19 protein-coding genes and 1 pseudogene are annotated in these 19,364 nt (G+C 42.2%); 4 read left to right on the top strand and 16 right to left on the bottom strand.

Annotated features, from left to right (window positions below):
- Window positions 1-50: 50 nt before the first annotated feature.
- Window positions 51-347, bottom strand: coding sequence for a post-transcriptional regulator (locus tag GXK58_RS09170; RefSeq protein WP_160721917.1), 297 nt, complete (start codon window positions 345-347; stop codon window positions 51-53).
- Between the two features lie 153 nt (window positions 348-500).
- Between GXK58_RS09170 and spoVB the strand changes: the two genes are divergently transcribed.
- Window positions 501-2,051, top strand: coding sequence for a stage V sporulation protein B (gene spoVB, locus GXK58_RS09175; protein ID WP_160721919.1), 1,551 nt, complete (start codon window positions 501-503; stop codon window positions 2,049-2,051).
- A gap of 38 nt (window positions 2,052-2,089) precedes the next feature.
- On the opposite strand, the gene GXK58_RS09180 is transcribed toward spoVB, so the two are convergent.
- A complete protein-coding gene (locus GXK58_RS09180) occupies window positions 2,090-2,752 on the bottom strand; it encodes a DUF421 domain-containing protein (RefSeq protein WP_160722216.1) in 663 nt (220 codons plus the stop codon).
- A gap of 245 nt (window positions 2,753-2,997) precedes the next feature.
- Here GXK58_RS09180 and GXK58_RS09185 point away from each other — a divergent pair, with 245 nt between their 5' ends.
- Window positions 2,998-3,360: a TIGR04086 family membrane protein gene (locus GXK58_RS09185; RefSeq protein WP_160721921.1), complete on the top strand. Its 363-nt coding sequence runs from the start codon at window positions 2,998-3,000 to the stop codon at window positions 3,358-3,360.
- A 45-nt stretch (window positions 3,361-3,405) separates the two neighbouring features.
- On the opposite strand, the gene yajC is transcribed toward GXK58_RS09185, so the two are convergent.
- The 12 genes and pseudogenes from yajC to nadB form a co-directional block, all read right to left on the bottom strand.
- On the bottom strand, window positions 3,406-3,708 hold the full coding sequence (gene yajC, locus GXK58_RS09190) for a preprotein translocase subunit YajC (protein ID WP_160721923.1): 303 nt from the start codon (window positions 3,706-3,708) through the stop codon (window positions 3,406-3,408).
- 28 nt (window positions 3,709-3,736) lie between these two features.
- On the bottom strand, window positions 3,737-4,876 hold the full coding sequence (gene tgt, locus GXK58_RS09195; protein ID WP_160721925.1) for a tRNA guanosine(34) transglycosylase Tgt: 1,140 nt from the start codon (window positions 4,874-4,876) through the stop codon (window positions 3,737-3,739).
- A gap of 143 nt (window positions 4,877-5,019) precedes the next feature.
- The gene (gene queA / locus GXK58_RS09200; protein WP_160721927.1) at window positions 5,020-6,048 is read right to left on the bottom strand and encodes a tRNA preQ1(34) S-adenosylmethionine ribosyltransferase-isomerase QueA; all 1,029 of its coding nucleotides are present in this window, start codon (window positions 6,046-6,048) and stop codon (window positions 5,020-5,022) included.
- Between the two features lie 51 nt (window positions 6,049-6,099).
- Complete coding sequence (ruvB, locus tag GXK58_RS09205; RefSeq protein ID WP_160721929.1) at window positions 6,100-7,101, bottom strand: Holliday junction branch migration DNA helicase RuvB; 1,002 nt, start codon at window positions 7,099-7,101, stop codon at window positions 6,100-6,102.
- Window positions 7,102-7,111: 10 nt separating this feature from the next.
- Window positions 7,112-7,723 (bottom strand): Holliday junction branch migration protein RuvA, encoded by a 612-nt coding sequence (gene ruvA, locus GXK58_RS09210; protein ID WP_160721931.1) that lies wholly within the window; start codon window positions 7,721-7,723, stop codon window positions 7,112-7,114.
- Window positions 7,724-7,902: 179 nt separating this feature from the next.
- Window positions 7,903-8,445, bottom strand: coding sequence for an intercompartmental signaling factor BofC (locus GXK58_RS09215; RefSeq protein ID WP_160721933.1), 543 nt, complete (start codon window positions 8,443-8,445; stop codon window positions 7,903-7,905).
- A gap of 126 nt (window positions 8,446-8,571) precedes the next feature.
- The gene (locus GXK58_RS09220; RefSeq protein WP_160721935.1) at window positions 8,572-9,255 is read right to left on the bottom strand and encodes a YhcN/YlaJ family sporulation lipoprotein; all 684 of its coding nucleotides are present in this window, start codon (window positions 9,253-9,255) and stop codon (window positions 8,572-8,574) included.
- A gap of 87 nt (window positions 9,256-9,342) precedes the next feature.
- Window positions 9,343-10,332, bottom strand: coding sequence for a phosphotransferase (locus GXK58_RS09225; protein WP_160721937.1), 990 nt, complete (start codon window positions 10,330-10,332; stop codon window positions 9,343-9,345).
- Between the two features lie 1,830 nt (window positions 10,333-12,162).
- Window positions 12,163-12,310 (bottom strand): annotated as a pseudogene (safA, locus tag GXK58_RS27690) (SafA/ExsA family spore coat assembly protein); the annotation flags it as partial.
- Between the two features lie 296 nt (window positions 12,311-12,606).
- Window positions 12,607-13,701, bottom strand: a complete 1,095-nt coding sequence (gene nadA / locus GXK58_RS09235) for a quinolinate synthase NadA (protein ID WP_160721941.1) — start codon at window positions 13,699-13,701, stop codon at window positions 12,607-12,609.
- Between the two features lies 1 nt (window position 13,702).
- A complete protein-coding gene (gene nadC, locus GXK58_RS09240; RefSeq protein ID WP_160721943.1) occupies window positions 13,703-14,551 on the bottom strand; it encodes a carboxylating nicotinate-nucleotide diphosphorylase in 849 nt (282 codons plus the stop codon).
- Window positions 14,520-16,097: an L-aspartate oxidase gene (gene nadB, locus GXK58_RS09245; protein ID WP_160721945.1), complete on the bottom strand. Its 1,578-nt coding sequence runs from the start codon at window positions 16,095-16,097 to the stop codon at window positions 14,520-14,522. The genes nadC and nadB overlap by 32 nt, the downstream gene beginning before the upstream one ends.
- A 99-nt stretch (window positions 16,098-16,196) precedes the next feature.
- Here nadB and GXK58_RS09250 point away from each other — a divergent pair, with 99 nt between their 5' ends.
- Together GXK58_RS09250 and GXK58_RS09255 are read left to right on the top strand one after the other, a co-directional pair.
- The gene (locus GXK58_RS09250; RefSeq protein WP_160721947.1) at window positions 16,197-17,339 is read left to right on the top strand and encodes an IscS subfamily cysteine desulfurase; all 1,143 of its coding nucleotides are present in this window, start codon (window positions 16,197-16,199) and stop codon (window positions 17,337-17,339) included.
- A 59-nt stretch (window positions 17,340-17,398) separates the two neighbouring features.
- Entirely contained in the window at window positions 17,399-17,935 is a 537-nt protein-coding gene (locus tag GXK58_RS09255) for a transcription repressor NadR (RefSeq protein ID WP_160721949.1), read from the top strand.
- Between the two features lie 41 nt (window positions 17,936-17,976).
- Here the strand turns inward: GXK58_RS09255 and pheA are convergent, their stop codons facing one another.
- Window positions 17,977-18,831: a prephenate dehydratase gene (gene pheA / locus GXK58_RS09260; protein WP_160721951.1), complete on the bottom strand. Its 855-nt coding sequence runs from the start codon at window positions 18,829-18,831 to the stop codon at window positions 17,977-17,979.
- Window positions 18,832-18,900: 69 nt separating this feature from the next.
- Window positions 18,901-19,350, bottom strand: a complete 450-nt coding sequence (locus GXK58_RS09265; RefSeq protein ID WP_160721953.1) for an ACT domain-containing protein — start codon at window positions 19,348-19,350, stop codon at window positions 18,901-18,903.
- Window positions 19,351-19,364: the final 14 nt, after the last annotated feature.

Consider the following 19,364-nt stretch of genomic DNA (forward strand, 5'->3'; position numbering starts at 1 on the left):
CAAATTCATTATGAAATAAGTTGAACAAGCTGTCAATTTAACATTTTTTCTCATTTTAACAGTTCTTTAAGCTCCTCTTCATTTTCGATGGAAAATTCGGAAGTTTTATACGACTCAATGGTGACATAATTGAGATAATCACTCGCCTTAACAGAGAGAATTTCCTGGATCATTTCATATAGCCTCATCTCGTGTTTTACCTTTTTCCATTTTTTCTTCACTAAGAATTCCCAGAATCCTTGTTCGGAAACTGAATCAAGCCCCAGCAAGCGAAACTCTTCTAATTTACTTTTTAAGGCCGGACGTACCTGAATTTGCAAATCTTCGCTAATTTGGCTAATATCCATTCTCACTGCCCCCTCCGAATCTCTCCTAAAAGATTCGCCTCTTTTTATGTAACACATTTGAAAAAGGTCTTACTACTTGTCATGCTTTGTCCACCATTAGGCATATAGATAATTGTATATGAATTCTTCTTTTTTGAGAAGGTGGGAACCTAAATGTCAAAGTTTTTAAAAGGGACTTTTATCCTGTTAATAGCAGGCTTTATCACTCGAGTCCTTGGCTTTATCTACCGCATTGTTCTTGCAAGAAGTATTGGTGAAGAAGGCGTCGGTTTATATATGATGGCATATCCTACGTTTATCCTCGTGGTGACGATTATCCAGTTAGGCCTTCCAGTTGCCATCTCGAAAAATATTGCAGAGGCAGAAGCAAGAAGGGATTATGCTGAAATCAAAAAAATTCTCGTCGTTTCCTTGGCGATTACAGTTGGTTTATCCATTATTCTTACACCTGCACTTATCTTATTGGCACCGATTTTATCTACTACTCTATTTACCGATTCAAGAACTTACTATCCACTCATTGCGATTGCACCAGCTCTTCCAATCATTGCAGTTGCATCCGTATTGAGAGGTTACTTTCAAGGCCGGCAGAACATGCGTCCCTCAGCCATCTCTCAAATACTAGAACAATTTGTCCGGATAACCTTAATTGCAACCGCAACAAAAACATTCCTCCCATATGGGGTAGAATATGGGGCGGCTGCGGCAATGGGTGCATCTGTTTTAGGTGAATTACTTTCATTGCTTTATTTACTAACGACCTTTAAATTAAAAAAGCGGTTTAGGCTTAGAAAAAACTTTTTTCAATTCGTTCACAAAGGAAAAAAAACATTTAAAGATTTAATGGAGATTGCCCTTCCTACGACAGGAAGCAGAATGATTGGTTCGATCTCCTGGTTTTTTGAACCGATTGTAGTCGCCCATAGCCTCGCACTCGCAGGTGTATTAGCTGGGGAGGCTACAAAACAGTATGGGGCCTTAACCGGTTATGCGATGCCATTGTTGATGCTGCCGTCCTTTGTTACCTTTTCATTAGCAACTTCACTTGTGCCCGCGATCAGTGAGGCTAATTCAAAGAACCATCACAAAGTAATCGAATACCGGTTGCAGCAAGCGCTGCGGTTTGTTTTTTTAACGGGCGGGCTTGCCGTCATCCTTCTTTATGTATTGGCAGACCCGCTCATGCAGCTCATGTATGGCTCAACAAAAGGATCCTTTTTTATTCGCCTTATGGCCCCGTTTATGTTGGTTTATTACTATCAGGGTCCCCTTCAGGCTGTTTTACAGGCTTTAAATCTGGCACGAGCAGCGATGATCAATAGCCTTGTTGGTTCTGTTGTAAAAACTGCTGTCATATTTTTGCTCGCCTCACAGGCTACTTTCGGTATTAGCGGTGCTGCATTAGGAATTGTCGTTGGGTTTGTCTTAGTCACGGGATTACATTTTGCGACCGTATTAAAAAAGGTATCCTTTTCCTTCTATATCAGAGATTATCTAAAAGGATTTCTTGTAATGGGGCTATCCGGCTGGTTAGGCTATTGGCTTTTTGAACATACCCTTTTACAGGAAAATTTAATCCTTCGAGTAGTATCAGCTGCAATTGCCATGATGGTTTCCTATCTAGTGATGCTCATCCTATTCCGGCTCATTAAAAAAGAGGAATTGAAACGGATCCCTTGGATTGGAAATCTGATTCCTTCATAGTTTAACTAAAAGAAGACATGCCATGTGGGCGTGTCTTCTTAAACATCATCTTTTAAATCAATATAAAAATTTCCATTTTCAAAACTGCAGAAAGAAATATTTTTTATCTCTCTGTATCCCTTCTTTTTTAATTCCTGGCGCAGCCATAGATTGGTTTTATTAATCCGCTTCAGGTTTTCTTCATCAATTTGTCCATCCATTATTAAAGGGATCGTGATATCCCCTTCTTTTGACGGACCATCAGGATTTTTTAATTTTTCAATAACTGATAAACTGCCAGAGGGCTCTAAAATAGCAAACTCTACATCAGTAATACTGCGGATGTCCTTTTCTCTTAATTGCACCATTAAATCATCAAAATTATAGCGCTGCTTTCGCATGGCCGTCTCATCTATTTTCCCTCTATTAATAATAATAATTGGTTTCCCATCAACTAAATCCCGAATCCGTTTACTTTTTAAAGAAATAACAGCCATAATGATTTGAATGGTCATTAATGCAATCATTGGAATCATGGTGTGTAACAATGGGGAGTGGTGTTTTTCAATTGCGACCACCGCCATCTCACCAATCATAATAAAAACGACTAGATCCAGTATGCTTAATTCTCCAATCTCACGTTTGCCCATTACACGAAAAATAATGAGAATTAGAAAATAAAACAAGATGGTTCGTAACACGATGGATACATATTCCACTATTGGTCGCCCCTTTTTTTAATCAAAGAATAGTATCGGAAAATATATAGGCTTTTATGAAAGGAAGTTAGTACCAAATAAAAGGTGAGAGGAGGAAATATCGATTCTACTTTGTACTTTGCGTGAATACGCTTGTACTAGGAAGAATAACTGTTCAGGACCTTGCCGGCTAAGAAAAAGAGGACGGTGTGGTCTTGGAATAAAGGGGGAGAGTTAAAATCGAATCGAAAAGCTTTGGGATATCCATATTGTATGGATTAATTTTTATTTTAGCCTTTGTTATGATTTCCAGTATTATTTTTGCGTCTATCCTTCGGTTTACATCCGTTCGAGAAGGATCACTTCAATATGTGATAACAGCCTTATCTTTCATCGGACTGTTTGGCGGCGGATTTCTCTCTGGAGGCAAGCGGAAAGAAAAGGGCTGGCTCATTGGAGGATTAACAGGGCTTATTTATTCAGTTGTTGTTTTTTTATTTCAATACCTTGGCTATGACCGCTTGTTTGACGCGGAACAAGTCATCTATCACACCTGCTATACATTAATCGCAATGATGGGTGGAATATTGGGAGTAAATATCTCCTCCAATCACTCACACAGATCTGCTTAAATGAAAAGGAAGCCATTTCAAAATATGGCTTCCTTTTTTCATTCATTATTTAGAAAGGTTTACGCTTCCTTCAGCCGTACCAGCCGCGGATTCTGTTACCTCACGGATCGCATTACGGTCATATGTAAGACGGCTTCCGTCGCCACATTTAATCACTACTTTATTTTCATCAATTGAATCAATAAAGCCATGGAGACCACCAATCGTGACGATTTTATCCCCTTTTTTCAATGAGCCTTGCATGTTCGCAACTGACTTTTGGCGTTTTTGCTGCGGACGGATTAATAGGAAATAAAATAACACAAACATTAAAATTAATGGAATGATTGTTCCAATACCACCTGACATCTTGTTTCCCTCCTTTCAAAAATAGCTATTAGAAATTTTTCGCGTTCGGTTTATTAAAACCGTAACGTTCAAAAAACTCTTCACGGAAATCTCCAAGCCTGTCTTCCATAATGGCTTGTCTGACCTTCTCCATTAATCTTAACAGAAAATAGAGATTATGGTAAGACGTTAAACGAATTCCAAACGTTTCATCACATTTAATTAAGTGACGAATATAAGCTCTCGAGTAGTTTCGGCATGTATAGCAATCGCATTCTGGATCAAGTGGTCCAAAATCGCGGGCATACTGGGCATTTTTTACCACAAGGCGGCCGCTGCTTGTCATTAATGTACCATTTCGAGCGATACGTGTCGGCAATACACAATCAAACATATCAATCCCGCGAATCGCACCATCAATAAGGGAATCCGGCGAGCCGACACCCATTAAATACCGTGGTTTATTTGACGGCAGCATCGGTGTGGTAAATTCAAGGACCCGGTTCATCACATCCTTAGGCTCTCCGACTGATAACCCGCCTACAGCGTAACCAGGGAAGTCAAGCGAAACAAGGTCGTTTGCACTTTGCCTGCGGAGTTCTTCATATTCGCCGCCTTGGACAATCCCAAATAACCCTTGATCTTGCGGACGCTGGTGAGCATTTAAACAGCGCTCTGCCCATCTTGACGTCCGCTCAACAGATTTCTTCATATATTCAAAAGTGGCAGGAAATGGCGGACATTCATCAAAGGCCATCATAATATCAGAACCAAGTGCATTCTGAATTTCCATTGCCTTTTCCGGTGATAAAAATAACTTTTCACCACTCATATGATTGCGGAAATGAACTCCCTCTTCCTCAATTTTCCGGAATTCACTTAAACTGAATACCTGAAAACCGCCTGAGTCTGTTAAAATGGCCCGGTCCCAATTCATGAATTTATGAAGGCCGCCAGCCTCTTTAATAATTTCATGACCCGGTCTTAGCCATAAGTGATAGGTATTACTTAAAATAATCCCGGCACCCATTTCTTTTAAATCTTCAGGTGACATCGTTTTTACAGTTGCAAGGGTGCCTACCGGCATAAAGGCAGGTGTGTCAAACGATCCATGCGGAGTGTGGACCCTCCCAAGCCTTGCTCCTGTCTGTTTACATGTTTTAATTAATTCATAGCGAATAGCTGTCAAATTGTTGTCTCCTTCCTATAAGAAAAGCGTAAGGCGCCCGTCTATCGGCGACAAGCACAAGACGAGCCGGCCGAAAGGTTGTTCTTTAACCTTTTGGACGGATTGACTTGTGACCTCGAGCCGATGGCGCCTGGAGCTGGACATCAGAGAATCAGCATGGCATCACCAAAACTGAAAAAGCGGTAACGTTCGGCAACGGCCGTATTGTAGGCATGTAAAATATTTTCTCTTCCGGCCAAGGCACTGACAAGCATGATCAAAGTTGATTTAGGCAGGTGGAAATTTGTAATCATTCCATCAATCCCCTTAAATTCATAACCAGGATAAATAAAAATACTTGTCCAGCCGCTTCCAGCCCTAAACTGTCCGTTATTTGCTGATGCAATAGTCTCTAATGTTCTTGTAGAGGTGGTTCCGACAGTAATGATTCTGCCGCCATTTTCTCTTACCTCGTTAAGCAATTGGGCCGTTCCCTCTGTCATCATATATAATTCAGCATGCATATCATGCTCCAATACATCGTCGACACTGACAGGACGGAACGTACCAAGACCGACATGAAGCGTGATAAATGCAATATGTACCCCTTTTGCTCTTATTTGATCCAATAGGGCTTCAGTGAAATGCAGGCCTGCTGTTGGTGCAGCGGCAGATCCTGGTTCGCGGGCATAAACGGTTTGATATCGGTCACGGTCTTCCAGCTGCTCTTTAATGTAGGGAGGAAGCGGCATTTCACCCAGAGCATCAAGCACTTCATAAAATATTCCGGTGTACTTAAACTCTAATACTCTTCCGCCATGGTCTGACTCCTCCATGCAAACAGCTGTAAGCAGTCCATCACCAAAGACGATTTCTGTCCCTTTTTTCACTCGTTTTGCCGGTTTCACCAGTGTTTCCCACTGATCACCTTCTAGTTGTTTTAACAGTAAAACTTCAATCTTTGCACCTGTATCGGTTTTCACACCAAAAAGACGTGCAGGTAATACCTTTGTGTCATTTAAGACAAGGCAGTCCCCTTCACGAAAATATTCAGTGATATTTTTAAACACTTCATGGTTAATTTCACCAGTTTGTTTGTTCAAAACCATCAACCGGCTGTCGGTTCGGTTTTTTAAAGGAACCTGGGCAATTAATTCCTCAGGTAAATGAAAATCAAATAAATCTACTTTCATATTTAACACACCTTATTTCTATTAAATCTTCCAAAAAGGTAAAACTTAAGTTTATTCCCTCGGCACCTCTATACCAAAATGGTGATATACTGCACCAGTTACGACCCTTCCCCTTGGTGTTCGCTGTAAAAAACCAATTTGAAGGAGGTATGGTTCATAAACATCTTCAATCGTTTCAGCCTCTTCCCCAATCGAGGCTGCAATCGTATCAAGCCCGACCGGTCCGCCACGGAATTTTTCAATAATCCCTTTAAGAAGTTTATGATCAATATGATCTAAACCAAGGCGGTCAACCTGAAGCAATTCCAATGCTTCTCTAGCGAGAGGCAGGTCAATTGTACCATTTCCTTTCACTTGAGCAAAATCCCTCACCCTGCGAAGAAGCCGGTTGGCAATCCTCGGGGTCCCCCTTGCTCTTCTGGCAATTTCAGCAGCAGAAGGCTCATCAATCTCCGTGTCAAACAAATCAGCCGTTCTTATCACAATATTTTTCAACTGATCTTCTTTATAATACTCGAGCCTCGACAAAACTCCAAATCGGTCTCTTAGCGGAGCGGATAAAGAGCCTGCCCGGGTTGTCGCACCAACAAGGGTAAACGGAGGAAGATCAAGCCGGACTGACCTGGCGCTTGGTCCCTTGCCAATGACAATATCGAGACAAAAATCCTCCATTGCGGGATAAAGGACTTCTTCAATCGACCTTGGAAGCCTGTGTATTTCGTCAATAAATAAGACATCACCCGGTTCAAGCGAGGTTAAAATAGCTGCTAAATCCCCTGGCCTTTCGATGGCAGGTCCTGAGGTGGTCCTAATATTAACCCCCATTTCATTGGCAATAATGACAGCAAGGGTGGTCTTCCCTAATCCAGGAGGACCATAGAGGAGAACATGATCAAGCGTTTCCTTGCGCAGCTTTGCCGCCTTAATAAATATCTCCAAATTTTCTTTTACCTGCGTTTGCCCAATATATTGTTTTAGGGTTTGTGGACGCAGGCTTTGTTCAATATTAATCTCGCTTTCAGTCACTTCACCAGATATGATCCGCTCTTCCATGAATTATCACCTATTTCAAAAGCCGCTGAAGGGCTTTTTTAATATATTGATCGGTTGAAAGCTGTTCTTTTTGTAAGTCAGGCGAAATCTTTTTAATTTCTTTATCTGAATAGCCAAGAGCTTTCAAGGCAAGGATGGCTTCTTCGAAGGCCGAATTGACTGCCTTCTCCTGAAGCGGGAAGGTTTCGGAATTGAAAAGGTTAGGGAAGTAATCTGGAACAATATCCTGCAATTTCCCTTTCAGGTCAAGAATCATTTGCCGGGCTGTCTTTTTACCGACACCAGGGAATTTGACAAGAAAGCTTTCATCCTCATTTTCAATCGCATTGACCACTTGCTGAACTTCACCCGAAGCTAAAATGGCTAAAGCTCCTTTAGGGCCAATCCCCGAGACATTTAATAGTTTGGTAAATAATCTTTTTTCTTCTCTCGTTTCAAAACCGTATAAGGCGATGATATCTTCGCGGACATAATGGTAAGTGTATACTGTTATCAATGATTCCATTTTTCCAGCAAAAATAAACGGATTGGGTGTGGAGATTTGGTAACCGATCCCATTATTTTCGATCACAATATATTCTGGTCCGACGAAGTCGACCGTCCCTTTTATAAATTCATACAATCGTATTCTCTCCCCAGATAGAGTTCAAAGGTTTGTTCTGTTTAAAATAGGCTGCCTTTCATTTTAACATAAGTCCAGAAAGTTATTGAAGGAAATCGCCTTTTGGGGAAAAGTCTAATAATTCAGGCTAAACATAAAAAAACAGGCTGATATGTCTCAATCAGTCTGAATTTGCTTAACTATTCTTTTTTTACCGAGTAAGGTTCAAATGTCTCTAAAACCTCAACATAGTGATCCTTGGATTTAATGGGGATGCCCTGGATTAATTCTTCTTGTTTTTTACTCTCAAGTTTCTTGATATCTATTTGAAAAAAAGACTGGATGATACGTGATTGTCCTGGCCTGCCATTAAAGATGGTCAAAACGCCCTGGTCTGTTACACCGAAAAATCCATTAGCTTTTAATAATGGAGAAATATCATCCACTTGTTTTCGGAAGACGTATGTTGACTTATTGGTGTCGGTAAGCTGCCATTGGTCATATTTGGCCCAAAAGTTCTCCATGTTCCAACAGGTCTCGTGCACCAATTCCTGACTTACTTCTCCATCAAGATAGACTCTTTCTAAAATAACGGTTAAGTGTAATGGCTCTACTTTTTGACTATCTTGCTGCGCAGCCGAGCTTGTTGTTATTAACCCAGAAATACTGCCGAAAAACATGAAGAGAATAACAGCAAATGCGGCGATGGTATACCGATATATTGCTATGTTTATGACCCTCATGTCACTCACCTCTTACTGTTTTAATTGACTAATCTTTACAGTACTAGTTTAGCCTTTATTTGCCTTTTTATCCTTTGAAAAATGAAAGAGGCAAGCACAAGTGCTTGCCTCTTTAGCGGGGGATGGTCAGTTGCCGCCCTTCTCCCGCTGGAAATCATTATGAATATTTTTGTCGCGGCCCATAGTTCCTTCATCCACGAGCACCTGTACAGTTTTTCCATCGGCGTATGGCTTAACTGCACTTTTAATCGCCCGTTTGGTTTCGGATGCCTGATCCTTGTCATGTAAGGAAACGGAAACAATTACTGTATTTCCATAAGCAACCGATCTTACATTTCTTACATTTTCAATATTTTCTACTTTATCTTTAATCTTCGCCGTCACACGATCTTGAAAATCAGGATTTGTTACAACACCATTTTTCCCATTTTTTGTACTTAAGTGACCATGATAATTCAAATCACTTGTACTAAAACGATTATCCCGCTGGAAGAAGTTCCGGTCGGTTTTTGCCCTAGGGACGGTTGGGTTTTGGGGATTCCCGTTCTCGTCTCTAGTTTGCATCTGCTTTCTGGTATTTTCATCAATGACTTGGTCTTCTACTCCAAGATTATGGTCCATGATTTCTGTCATGGCTCCATCATTATCCCTTAATAACTCATAATCGTTATTGGGGTGATTTTCATTGGAATAATAGCCAAGCGGCCGAGCAACATTATTACTCCCTTTACCCTCATTATTATTGGCACATCCGGTTACACCTAATAACAAGGAAAGGGAAAGAGGAATCATCCACTGTTTTTGCTGCAATTGATAAACCCCCTAGAAAACAATCTGAACATAGAATCATGCTCATTTATAGGGTGTTATCTTTGGTTGGAATTCATTCTGATAAAATCATTTCACTTTTTCCTGTAATTGACTAATAAATTTTTTTCTCAGGTAAAACTGATTAATGGTTAAATCGATAACCTGCCTGATTTTCGCCTGGTCGTTATAGGATTTTTCCCTAATCAGCCGATTCCATTCCCGAAAAATATCTGCTGGAAAGGCTAACGCATACAAAAATGCTTCTTCATCTAAATATCTTCCTATTTGTTTCAAACCTCCCAATTTCCCCAGCGACCAATCTAAATTGGGAAGGATTCGATTGGCATATTGTAAATAATCATAGGATGGCGGGCCAATACTAATTAAATCAAAATCAATAATGTTCAGCTGCCCATTTCGATCGCGCAAAAAATTATGATGGGCAACATCACCATGGAGAATGACTGCTGGTTCCTTTTTAAAAAACCGTTCATTTTTCACCATACCTGCAAGGGACCATTTGGCCCATGAAATCATATCTGAAATGATGGACTCATCAATAAAGTATTTAATATAAGAAAGATTGCGTGTAAATATATGAAGTCTTTCTGTCCATTTTTCCAATAATTGACCTTTAGAAAGCAAGGTTCTATACCGGCTTTCAAATGAAGCAGTGGTATCATGAAATTCCTTTAATAACTCAAGTCCCTCTTGCCGGTTGTGCGGGGTTTGATAGGAAAAGCCTGTTTTATGCGGCGGGATATATTCAATACATCCGAAGTAGGTATCCTCAAAGAAAAGCTGATCTTTGATGGGATGTGTTAAAAACAGATAGGTTTTAAAAAATCCTTCTGTTCTTAATGTGGCCGTAAACGCCTCTTGCAGTTTCAACCGGTTATTTGAAGAAAATCCTTTCAGAATATACCTATTCCTATCGGTTTTTAGTAAATAAACAGACTTCCGAACAGGAACGAGCTGAATCACTTTTTCATGGAACTGGACCTGAAAATAAGAGAGGAGACGATTTAAATAATCATCGTCTCCTTTTTGGCTGCCAGGTGAATTAATTGCTCTCATCACGGTAACCTGGCATACCGTAAGGATTTGTTCCAGCTGGTCCCATACCGTAAGGATTCATATAAGGCGGCTGTGCGGCATTATACGGTCCTGCATATGGGGCGCTGTAAATAGGCGGTGTTGGAGGTACAAAGCTGGATGGCGCTATTCCGGCGGGCTGCGCTCCACCGCCGCATCCACAGTCACCGCCACTCACTGTTGGAATTGCTTGTGCTGGTGCTGATGGCATAAATGGCATTTGGCCTGTGTGAAGGTCGGAAGATTCAAAATCATGCATTCCCATTCCTTGAGGTCCTGGGCCGCCCATTTGCGGATAACCGTAAGGTGTCATTCCTGTTCCATAAGGACTAACCATCCCCGGGTTACCATACGTTGTTCCAGGCATACCTGGTGATCCTTGCATCATGCCGCCTTGGTAGGCACCCGGATATCCTGCCCCTGCCATCGGATCGACGGGACTTCCTCCTGGCATCTCACCATAACCCATTGGCATTTGGCCTGGGCCTGCTGCTGGCATTCCTCCATATCCCATTGGCATCTGCCCTGGGTTTGCCGGCGTTCCTCCGTATCCCATCGGCATTTGTTCTGGGCCCGCTGGCATTCCTCCATATCCCATTGGCATCTGCCCTGGGTTTGCCGGTGCTCCTCCGTATCCCATCGGCATTTGTTCTGGGCCTGCTGGCATTCCTCCGTATCCCATTGGCATCTGGCCTGCGGTGCCTGTCGGCATTCCTCCATATCCCATTGGCGGCATCTGACCTGTGCCCGCTGGCATTCCTCCGTATTCCATTGGCATTTGTCCAGTACCCGCTGGCATTCCTCCGTATCCCATCGGCATCTGACCTGTGCCTGCCGGCATTCCTCCGTATCCCATCGGCATCTGGCCTGGACCTGCCGGCATCTCTCCATAACTCATCGGCATCTGGCCTGGACCCGCTGGCATTCCTCCGTATCCCATCGGCATTTGGCCATACATAGCCGGATCGGTTGGCGCTTGTTGAAATCCTGGATTTTGCTGCACTCCCATGACAGATCCTGGAGCGTAAGCCGGATTCATAAGCGGCATTTGCGGCATAAAGGATGACGATTCATCATGATAAAACTGCCCTGGCATAACGGAAGGCCCCGCAAAAGAAGGTGCGGATCCCGGAATCCCATGAATCATGTCAGGCTGCGGTGCAAAAGCGGCTCCCTGCATTGGCGGCATAAATGGCTGGATTGGGATTCCTCCAAAAGGCGGCGGGCAGAAACCCGGACCTGGCATAACAGGAGTAATCGGCACACAATAATCTTGCGGCGGCGGTGGCGGCGGTGACTGAACAGGCATTTCCTGTACAGGCATCTCCTTTATAGGCATTTCCTTTATAGGCATCTCCTTTATAGGCATCTCCTTTGCAGGAGGTGGAACTGGTATCTCTTTCTTTGGTACTTCTTTGACCTCTGGGAGTATATTAGCAGGTTTTGGTGGAAGTTGTGGCTGAACGGTCATATTTGTCATGTTGGTCATGTAATAATTGTTAATGTCGATTTCTGGGATGATTTGCAGAGGCATTTTTGGAGTATAGGGTGCTTTTGGTGCTTCTTTGATAATCGGCTGTTCTTTGATTGGTTGTTCTTTTACAATTGGTTGTTCCTTAATTGGCTGCTCTTTTATTATCGGCTGTTCCTTTACGATCGGTTGTTCTTTCGCTATCGGTACTTCTTTGGCTGGCAGCGGTACTGGTTTCTCTTTGGCAAACGGATGCTCAGCAATTGGCATTTCCTTTTTGGCTCCTAACGAAGTTTCCGGTTTTGTTCCCATCGGTGCTTCTTTTTTTATGGATCCACCTGTAGTTGGAACTTTAATTTTCATTCCGGGCATCATCATATCAGGGTTGCTGAGCTGTGAATTCATCTTTTTCAGCTCTTCAAAATTCACGCCGTACTTCTTGGCGATCTTCCAAAGAGTATCCCCTTTCTGTACGATATGGATCTTCACTCTGATTTCCCTCCTATGGCATAAGTCCATATAGTGTATGTCAAAATGGGCAAAGTGCTAACCTTCTTCAAAAAAATCTATGCTTCTAACTAACAAAATATGAATCTGTTCCCAAAGAAAGGCGGTTTTTACGTATCGCTGATAAAATTAAAAATCCGCTGATATATTTCCATTTTCGCTGATAAATCTCTATTTTCGCTGAAAAAGTAAAAAATTACGCCGATAAAATTGCAAATTTTAAAATTAACATAAAAAAATGGATGCAACTTAACTTCATTGCATCCATTTAAAGCTGTTTATGAATTTTTCAGCATCCGTTCTAGCGCTAATTTTGCTTTTTCGGCCATTTCTGGACTAACTTTAATTATATTATTGGTTTCTTCTAATGTCTCCAAACTCCAAACCAAATGCGGCAAATCAATTCGATTCATGGTTAAGCACGGACACATATGCGGATTTAATGAAATAATCTGTTTATCCGGATGTTCATTAATAATCCTGTTCACAAGGTTCATTTCCGTTCCAATCGCCCAGGATGACCCCGGCTCAGCGTTTTCGATCGCATTAATAATATAGCTTGTTGAACCCGCCATATCCGCTAATTCCACCACTTCACGACGGCATTCCGGATGGACGATAATTTTCATATCTGGGTAAAGATTACGAGTTTCGGTCACATTTTGAACAGTAAAGTTTTCATGGACAGAGCAATGACCCTTCCATAGGATTACGCGGATGTTTGAAACCTCTCCCTCAAATTCGAGAGCATTTGTGATCGGGTTCCAAATGGCCATTTCATCTAGGCCAATCCCTAAATCAGCTGCTGTATTCCGTCCCAAGTGCTGATCAGGTAAAAATAAAATTCGCTCTTTTAAGTCCAAAGCCCATTTCACCATTGTTTCTGCATTAGAGGATGTAACGGTTGCTCCGCCATGATCCCCGACAAACGCCTTAATCGCAGCTGTAGAGTTGACATATGTTAATGGAAGGATCGTGTCACCAAAAAGTTCTTGAAGCTTTTCCCAAGCTCGTTCTGTTTGCTGTATATCAGCCATATCCGCCATCGAACAACCGGCACGCATATCAGGCAGAAACACCTTTTGATTGTCATTCGTTAGAATGTCGGCAGTCTCTGCCATAAAGTGAACACCGCAAAAGATAATAAACTCGGCTTCGGTATTTTCAGCCGATAATTGTGCTAACTTTAACGAATCACCAGTAGCATCGGCAAACTGAATCACTTCATCTTTTTGATAATGATGGCCCGGAATAAAGAGCCGTGAGCCCAACTGTTTTTTTTTCTCGATGACACGGCTTTCAAGTTCTTCACGTGTCATTTGCTTATATTTTTCAGGAATCATATTCTTTTGTAACGTCTCTAAAAAGCTCATTCTACTCATCACCTTTCGTCCATAACACTTTTACACTAATATCCAGTGCTTTATAGGAATGGGTCAGATACCCAAGTGAAATATAATCTACTCCTGTATCTCGATAGTCAGCGATGTTCGATAATTGGATCCCGCCGGAAGCCTCGGTAATAATACCAGCCGGAACCAGTTTAATAAATTCCTTAATTTCATCAGGTGTACGGTTATCAAACATAATCACATCCGCACCAGCTTGAACGGCTTCTAGCACCTGTACTTCCGTTTCGACCTCAACCTCAACTTTTACCATATGACCCGCTTTTTTTCGGACCGCTTCCACTGCCTTTGAAATGGAGCCGGCAAACGAGATATGGTTATCCTTAATCATGACCCCATCATACAAACCAAAGCGGTGATTAAAACCTCCTCCGCAGCGGACCGCATATTTCTCAAGCATTCTTAAACCTGGCGTCGTTTTCCGTGTATCACATACCTTTGTATGACCGCTGTCCAGCGTATGCACCGTCTTCTGCGTTAAGGTGGCGATGCCGCTCATCCTTTGAAGAAGATTAAGGACCACCCGCTCTCCTTTTAATAAATCCGAGATTTTGCCTGAGACATGGGCCAGCTCCTGACCCTTAGCAATCGCTTGACCATCCCTTACAAAAAGCTCAACCACAATCTCATGATTTAAAAGGTGAAAACCAGTCCTGATTACTTCCTCCCCGCAAAAGACTCCCTCATCCTTTGCAAGGAAAACAATTTTCCCTTCGGTTTCATCCGAAAAAATATAATCAGTAGTTAAATCCTGTTCCCCAATGTCTTCGATAAAAAATTCCTCAAGTTGCGAGCGCAGTTTTAATGAGTTCATTGTTTTTCTCCAATCCCCGATCCTTTTTATGAATAATTGATTTACGTAACCAATGCTGATTGTCTTCTATCGGAAAGTCACTTCGATAGTGACCGCCGCGGCTCTCTGTCCTTTGTAAAGCCGCTTTTGTTATCAGACTTGCGGTAATCACCATAAAAATCTTTGTTAAGTCTGCTGTAGAACATGTATCTAAGCGGATGTCATCAACATTAAATTGGGCGAGCCAGGCTTGCTGCTTTTTCAAATTGGCTCCATTTCTGACAATACCGACCTGTTCCATCATGGAATCCTTGATTTGCAAAATATCCGGCAAGTCCGCCTGCTCGGAAAAAACAGGTTGAAATGAATGACTAAAGTCTAATTCTTGATGTTCTGTTCTCGTGCCATTAATCCATTTTGCTAGTTGGTTTCCTTGATAAAGCCCCTCTAATAAAGAGTTGCTTGCCAAGCGGTTGGCACCATGTAAACCCGTACAAGCTGCCTCGCCGATCGCATATAACCCTCTAATGGAAGACCTGCCTGCTAAATCCGTTTTAATTCCGCCCATTAAAAAATGACTGCCCGGGGCTACCGGGATTTTCCCGTCGGCTAAACAAATTCCATTTTCTTCACAAATCGCCGTAATCGTAGGAAATCTTTTGCTAAATTCTTTGATGCTGCGAATATCTAAATATACTTGTTTTCCTTTTTTAAGAAATTCATAGATTCTCTGGGATACCACATGCCTTGGCGCCAGGTCCTTCATCGGATGAATCCCTTCCATAATTGGGGTTCCATCTTCTGTCACAAGGATCGCCCCGTCCCCTCTTACAGCTTCAGAAATTAATCCTTTTGTTTGACCGTTAATAGACAAAAGGGTCGGATGAAATTGAATAAATTCCATATCAACGATTTCCGCTCCAGCTAAGTAGGCCATCGCGATGCCGTCCCCACACACCGTTTCTGCGTTTGAGGTGTAGGTAAACAATTGCCCGCAGCCTCCGGCAGCAATAATAATATGGCTTCCATAAAATCTTTGGATTACACCATCCGTTTGTTTCACCTTAACGCCAATACAGCGGGTTTTGTCGGCATTTAATAACAATTCGTAAGCAAAAACATCCTCTTCAACCGTTACATTTTCTGGGAGCCTGCCGATTAAATGTTCTATGACGTTTTTACCTGTCGCATCACCGCCGCCATGGACAATTCTATGCTCGCTATGGGCGCCTTCCATCCCTAAAAATAACTCTCCGTTCGAATCCCTATCAAACACATCCCCCTGCTGTGACAGGTTTCGGATCAGGGACGGAGCTGCAGTAATGATTTCCCGGACGGTATCGAGATTATTATGAAATCTTCCCGCCTCAAGCGTATCCCCGATATGCTTGGATGGATGGTCATTTACGCCTATAGCGGCAGCAATGCCGCCTTGGGCAAGATAGGAGTTTGCTGTTCGTACTTTCCCCTTTGTGAGTATTCTCACATTTAAATGATTATTTAATTGAACAGCCAGCTGTAACGCGGCAATTCCACTACCAATAATTACTACATCATCATTTGTCATGGATAAACCTCCTGACATTAACAGGTGTCTTGACATATATATTTACACAGAATTAAACTAAAAACAAGTACCAAAAAAATAGATTATTGGAGAAATAGGATGATATATTTTGATTTTGCTGCGACAACACCACTGGATCAGGATGCGGCTGAGGTTTATGTAAAAGTGGCAACTGAATACTTTGGAAACACCCAAAGTCTGCATGATATCGGCGGACAGGCTCAACAATTACTGGAAAATTGCCGTGAAGAATTAGCCAATATGCTTGGTATTGATAAAAAAGGCTTATATTTTACAAGCGGCGGCTCGGAAGGAAACTTCTTAGCAATCGAGGCCCTTTTGTCTGCTCCATTAAAGGCTGGCAAACATATTATTGCAGGCATGGCCGAACATTCCTCTGTCCATGGTGTGTTAAATCGGCTCAAACAGGATGGCTACGAGGTCACCCTCATACCATTTGATTCAAATGGATTGCTTAACGTTGACCTCGTCCTGAGTTCGATTAGACAGGATACGATTTTAATGATAGTGCAGCATGTGAATTCGGAAATTGGAACGATTCAGCCTATCGAGGAAATGGCGAGAATAGCCCGTACAAACAATATTCATCTCCACAGCGACTTTGTTCAGTCCTTTGGAAAAATAAATGTAAAAAACATCACGCCATTAGTTAGCAGCTTTTCTTTTTCAGGGCACAAAATCTATGGGCCAAAAGGGATTGGCGGAGTTTATCTGAATCCAAACCTTGCTTGGGAGCCATTTTTTCCAGGGGGTACTCATGAAAGCGGCTTTCGCCCCGGCACAGTCAATCTTCCGGCGATCACTGCCATGACAGCAGCAGCCAAGAAAATTCTCGGACAACTGGAAGAGGAGCAAACTAAATTTCAATTGCTGCGAAATACATTAATCGAAACTCTAAAGCCGGTAAGAGAATCTGTCGAGATTTATCAAGCTCTTCATGACCGCCAGCTAGCCAATATTATTGGGCTGCGGTTTACTGGTATCGAGGGTCAATGGATGATGCTCGAATGTAACCGGCAGGGATTTGCGATCTCAACGGGAAGTGCCTGCCAAATCGGGATGCAAGCCCCCGCAAAGGTAACCGACGCACTTGGGTTAGAAAAAGACGCAGCCAAGGAATTTATCCGAATCTCATTCGGTTCGACGTCCACACTAGATGAAGTGGTAAAGCTTGGGGAAACGATGGTCAGGATTGTTAAATCATTTAAACGGCTTCCGTGATAGAAAGAATCGAACTGTGCTAGAATAAGTAGATAGATTAAATTTAAAGGAGAGCTATTATGGCTGAACAAAAGAAAATTTTGGGAGAGGAAAGAAGGTCGTACATTCTCCGACAGCTGAAAGACAGCTCTGAACCGCTCACAGGCAGTGAACTAGCAGCTAAAACCAATGTAAGCAGACAAGTAATTGTTGGGGATATGACCCTTCTCAAAGCGAAAAATGAACCGATTATCGCCACAAGCCAAGGCTATATTTATTTAAAAACCAACACTGGGGCTCAAGTCTTTGAAAGAACCATCGCCTGCAAGCATTCGCCGGGAGATACCGAGAAAGAATTGAATTTACTTGTTGACCATGGTGTGCTTGTCAAAGATGTAAAAATTGAGCACTCCGTTTACGGTGATTTAACGGCTTCCATCATGGTATCCAACCGCCGTGAAGTGAAGCAATTCATGGAAAATATAAAAAACTCGAAGGCATCCCTATTATCTGAACTAACGGGCGGCTTCCACCTTCATACGATTTCTGCTTCAAGTTCGCAAGTTTTAGACCAAGCGGAACAAGCCTTAAAGGCAGAAGGATTCATCATAGAATAAAACGCAAGAGACCCGCGCAGAAAAGCACGGGTCTCTATTTTTTAATCGAGATTTACCACTACAGATGGATAGCTTCCTAAGACTTTAACGCCACAGCCAAGGGCTTCAAGCTCGGCAATGGCGCCTGGAATCAACACATCGTCAAGTTTCATTTCAAGATCAATGATAAAGAAGTAATTGCCTATCCCCGTTTTCATTGGTCTTGATTCAATTTTGGAAAGATTCAATTTTCTCCAGGCAAACGCCGACAATACCTGATGCAATGCCCCCGCCTGATCAGATGGCAGTGTAACCATTAGGGTCGTTTTATAATGGGAGGAACTGCTGATTTCCTCAAAATCTAAGCCCTGCTCGGATAATACGAAAAAGCTGGTATGGTTAAAATCAAAATCATGGATACTCTTTTGGACAATCGCCAGTCCATATTCTTTTGCTGCAAGTTCATTCGCAATCGCAGCTGCATTCATTCCGGGCTCTTCCATCACCATCTTAGCCGCTGCTGCTGTTGATGAGACACTTTCAATGGGTACACCTTTAAAATGGGTATGTAAAAATTTATGGCACTGTGCGATTGCATGGGAATGACTGTATACCTTGGAAACTTCCCGCCACTTATTCTGATTTTCAGGATGAACCATCAAATGCTGTTTGATTGGCAGGGTAATTTCACCGACAATGGGAATATCAACAACATGTGTTAAATAATCTAGTGTAATGTTTACGGAACCTTCAAGGGCATTTTCAACCGGAACAACGGCCAGATCCACTTCTTTCGCAGCAAGGGCATCAATACTTTCCGGAATCGTCCGATATGGCTCATATTCAAGCCCTTGAAAAACCTTACTTACTGCTAATTCTGTAAATGTTGCTTTGGGTCCTAAATAACCAACCTTCATGACTTTCTACACTCCCCTGTATTTTTAAAAAGGAAGGCCAAAGAGCAGGAGCTAACCAGACCTCGTCCGCTACACCCCTGTCCCCAGCACTTCCACTTTATCTACAAATTCAAGTTTTCTTAGTTCTGTAAGGAAATCATCTAATTTAGTTGTAATATTCGAAGTATTTAATGACAATGTCACATTGGCCCTGCCCTGAAGCGGTATCGTTTGATGGATGGTCAGCAAATTACAGCCGGACCGAGCCACAACACTTAACAAGTTAGACAATGTTCCAGAGCGGTCTTCCAAGTGAAAGAAGAGGGAGATGATTTTCTCTTTCTGTATGGATGAAAAAGGAAAAACCGTATCCCTGTATTTATAAAAAGCACTTCTGCTCAAGTCCACTTTTAAAACCGCATCCGCAATCGATTCAGCTTTGCCTCTTTCAAGCATTTCTTTCACTTCAATGGTTTTTTTCATCGCTTCTGGCAAAACATCCTCACGGACCAAGTAAAACTTCTTATCCAAATTATCCATGCCAACTCTACCTC

Source organism: Bacillus sp. USDA818B3_A (assembly GCF_009928415.1).
GTDB lineage: Bacteria > Bacillota > Bacilli > Bacillales > Cytobacillaceae > Neobacillus.

What these genes read in the sequence shown, in the direction of transcription:
- GXK58_RS09225 (WP_160721937.1), bottom strand. Translation starts at nt 10,332, where the DNA reads ATGAGAGCAATTAATTCACCTGGCAGCCAAAAAGGAGACGATGATTAT.
- GXK58_RS09250 (WP_160721947.1), top strand. Translation starts at nt 16,197, where the DNA reads ATGATATATTTTGATTTTGCTGCGACAACACCACTGGATCAGGATGCG.
- GXK58_RS09215 (WP_160721933.1), bottom strand. Translation starts at nt 8,445, where the DNA reads ATGAGGGTCATAAACATAGCAATATATCGGTATACCATCGCCGCATTT.
- GXK58_RS09265 (WP_160721953.1), bottom strand. Translation starts at nt 19,350, where the DNA reads ATGGATAATTTGGATAAGAAGTTTTACTTGGTCCGTGAGGATGTTTTG.
- nadC (WP_160721943.1), bottom strand. Translation starts at nt 14,551, where the DNA reads ATGAACTCATTAAAACTGCGCTCGCAACTTGAGGAATTTTTTATCGAA.
- GXK58_RS09170 (WP_160721917.1), bottom strand. Translation starts at nt 347, where the DNA reads ATGGATATTAGCCAAATTAGCGAAGATTTGCAAATTCAGGTACGTCCG.
- nadA (WP_160721941.1), bottom strand. Translation starts at nt 13,701, where the DNA reads ATGAGCTTTTTAGAGACGTTACAAAAGAATATGATTCCTGAAAAATAT.
- ruvB (WP_160721929.1), bottom strand. Translation starts at nt 7,101, where the DNA reads ATGGAAGAGCGGATCATATCTGGTGAAGTGACTGAAAGCGAGATTAAT.
- spoVB (WP_160721919.1), top strand. Translation starts at nt 501, where the DNA reads ATGTCAAAGTTTTTAAAAGGGACTTTTATCCTGTTAATAGCAGGCTTT.
- queA (WP_160721927.1), bottom strand. Translation starts at nt 6,048, where the DNA reads ATGAAAGTAGATTTATTTGATTTTCATTTACCTGAGGAATTAATTGCC.
- nadB (WP_160721945.1), bottom strand. Translation starts at nt 16,097, where the DNA reads ATGACAAATGATGATGTAGTAATTATTGGTAGTGGAATTGCCGCGTTA.
- GXK58_RS09255 (WP_160721949.1), top strand. Translation starts at nt 17,399, where the DNA reads ATGGCTGAACAAAAGAAAATTTTGGGAGAGGAAAGAAGGTCGTACATT.
- yajC (WP_160721923.1), bottom strand. Translation starts at nt 3,708, where the DNA reads ATGTCAGGTGGTATTGGAACAATCATTCCATTAATTTTAATGTTTGTG.
- pheA (WP_160721951.1), bottom strand. Translation starts at nt 18,831, where the DNA reads ATGAAGGTTGGTTATTTAGGACCCAAAGCAACATTTACAGAATTAGCA.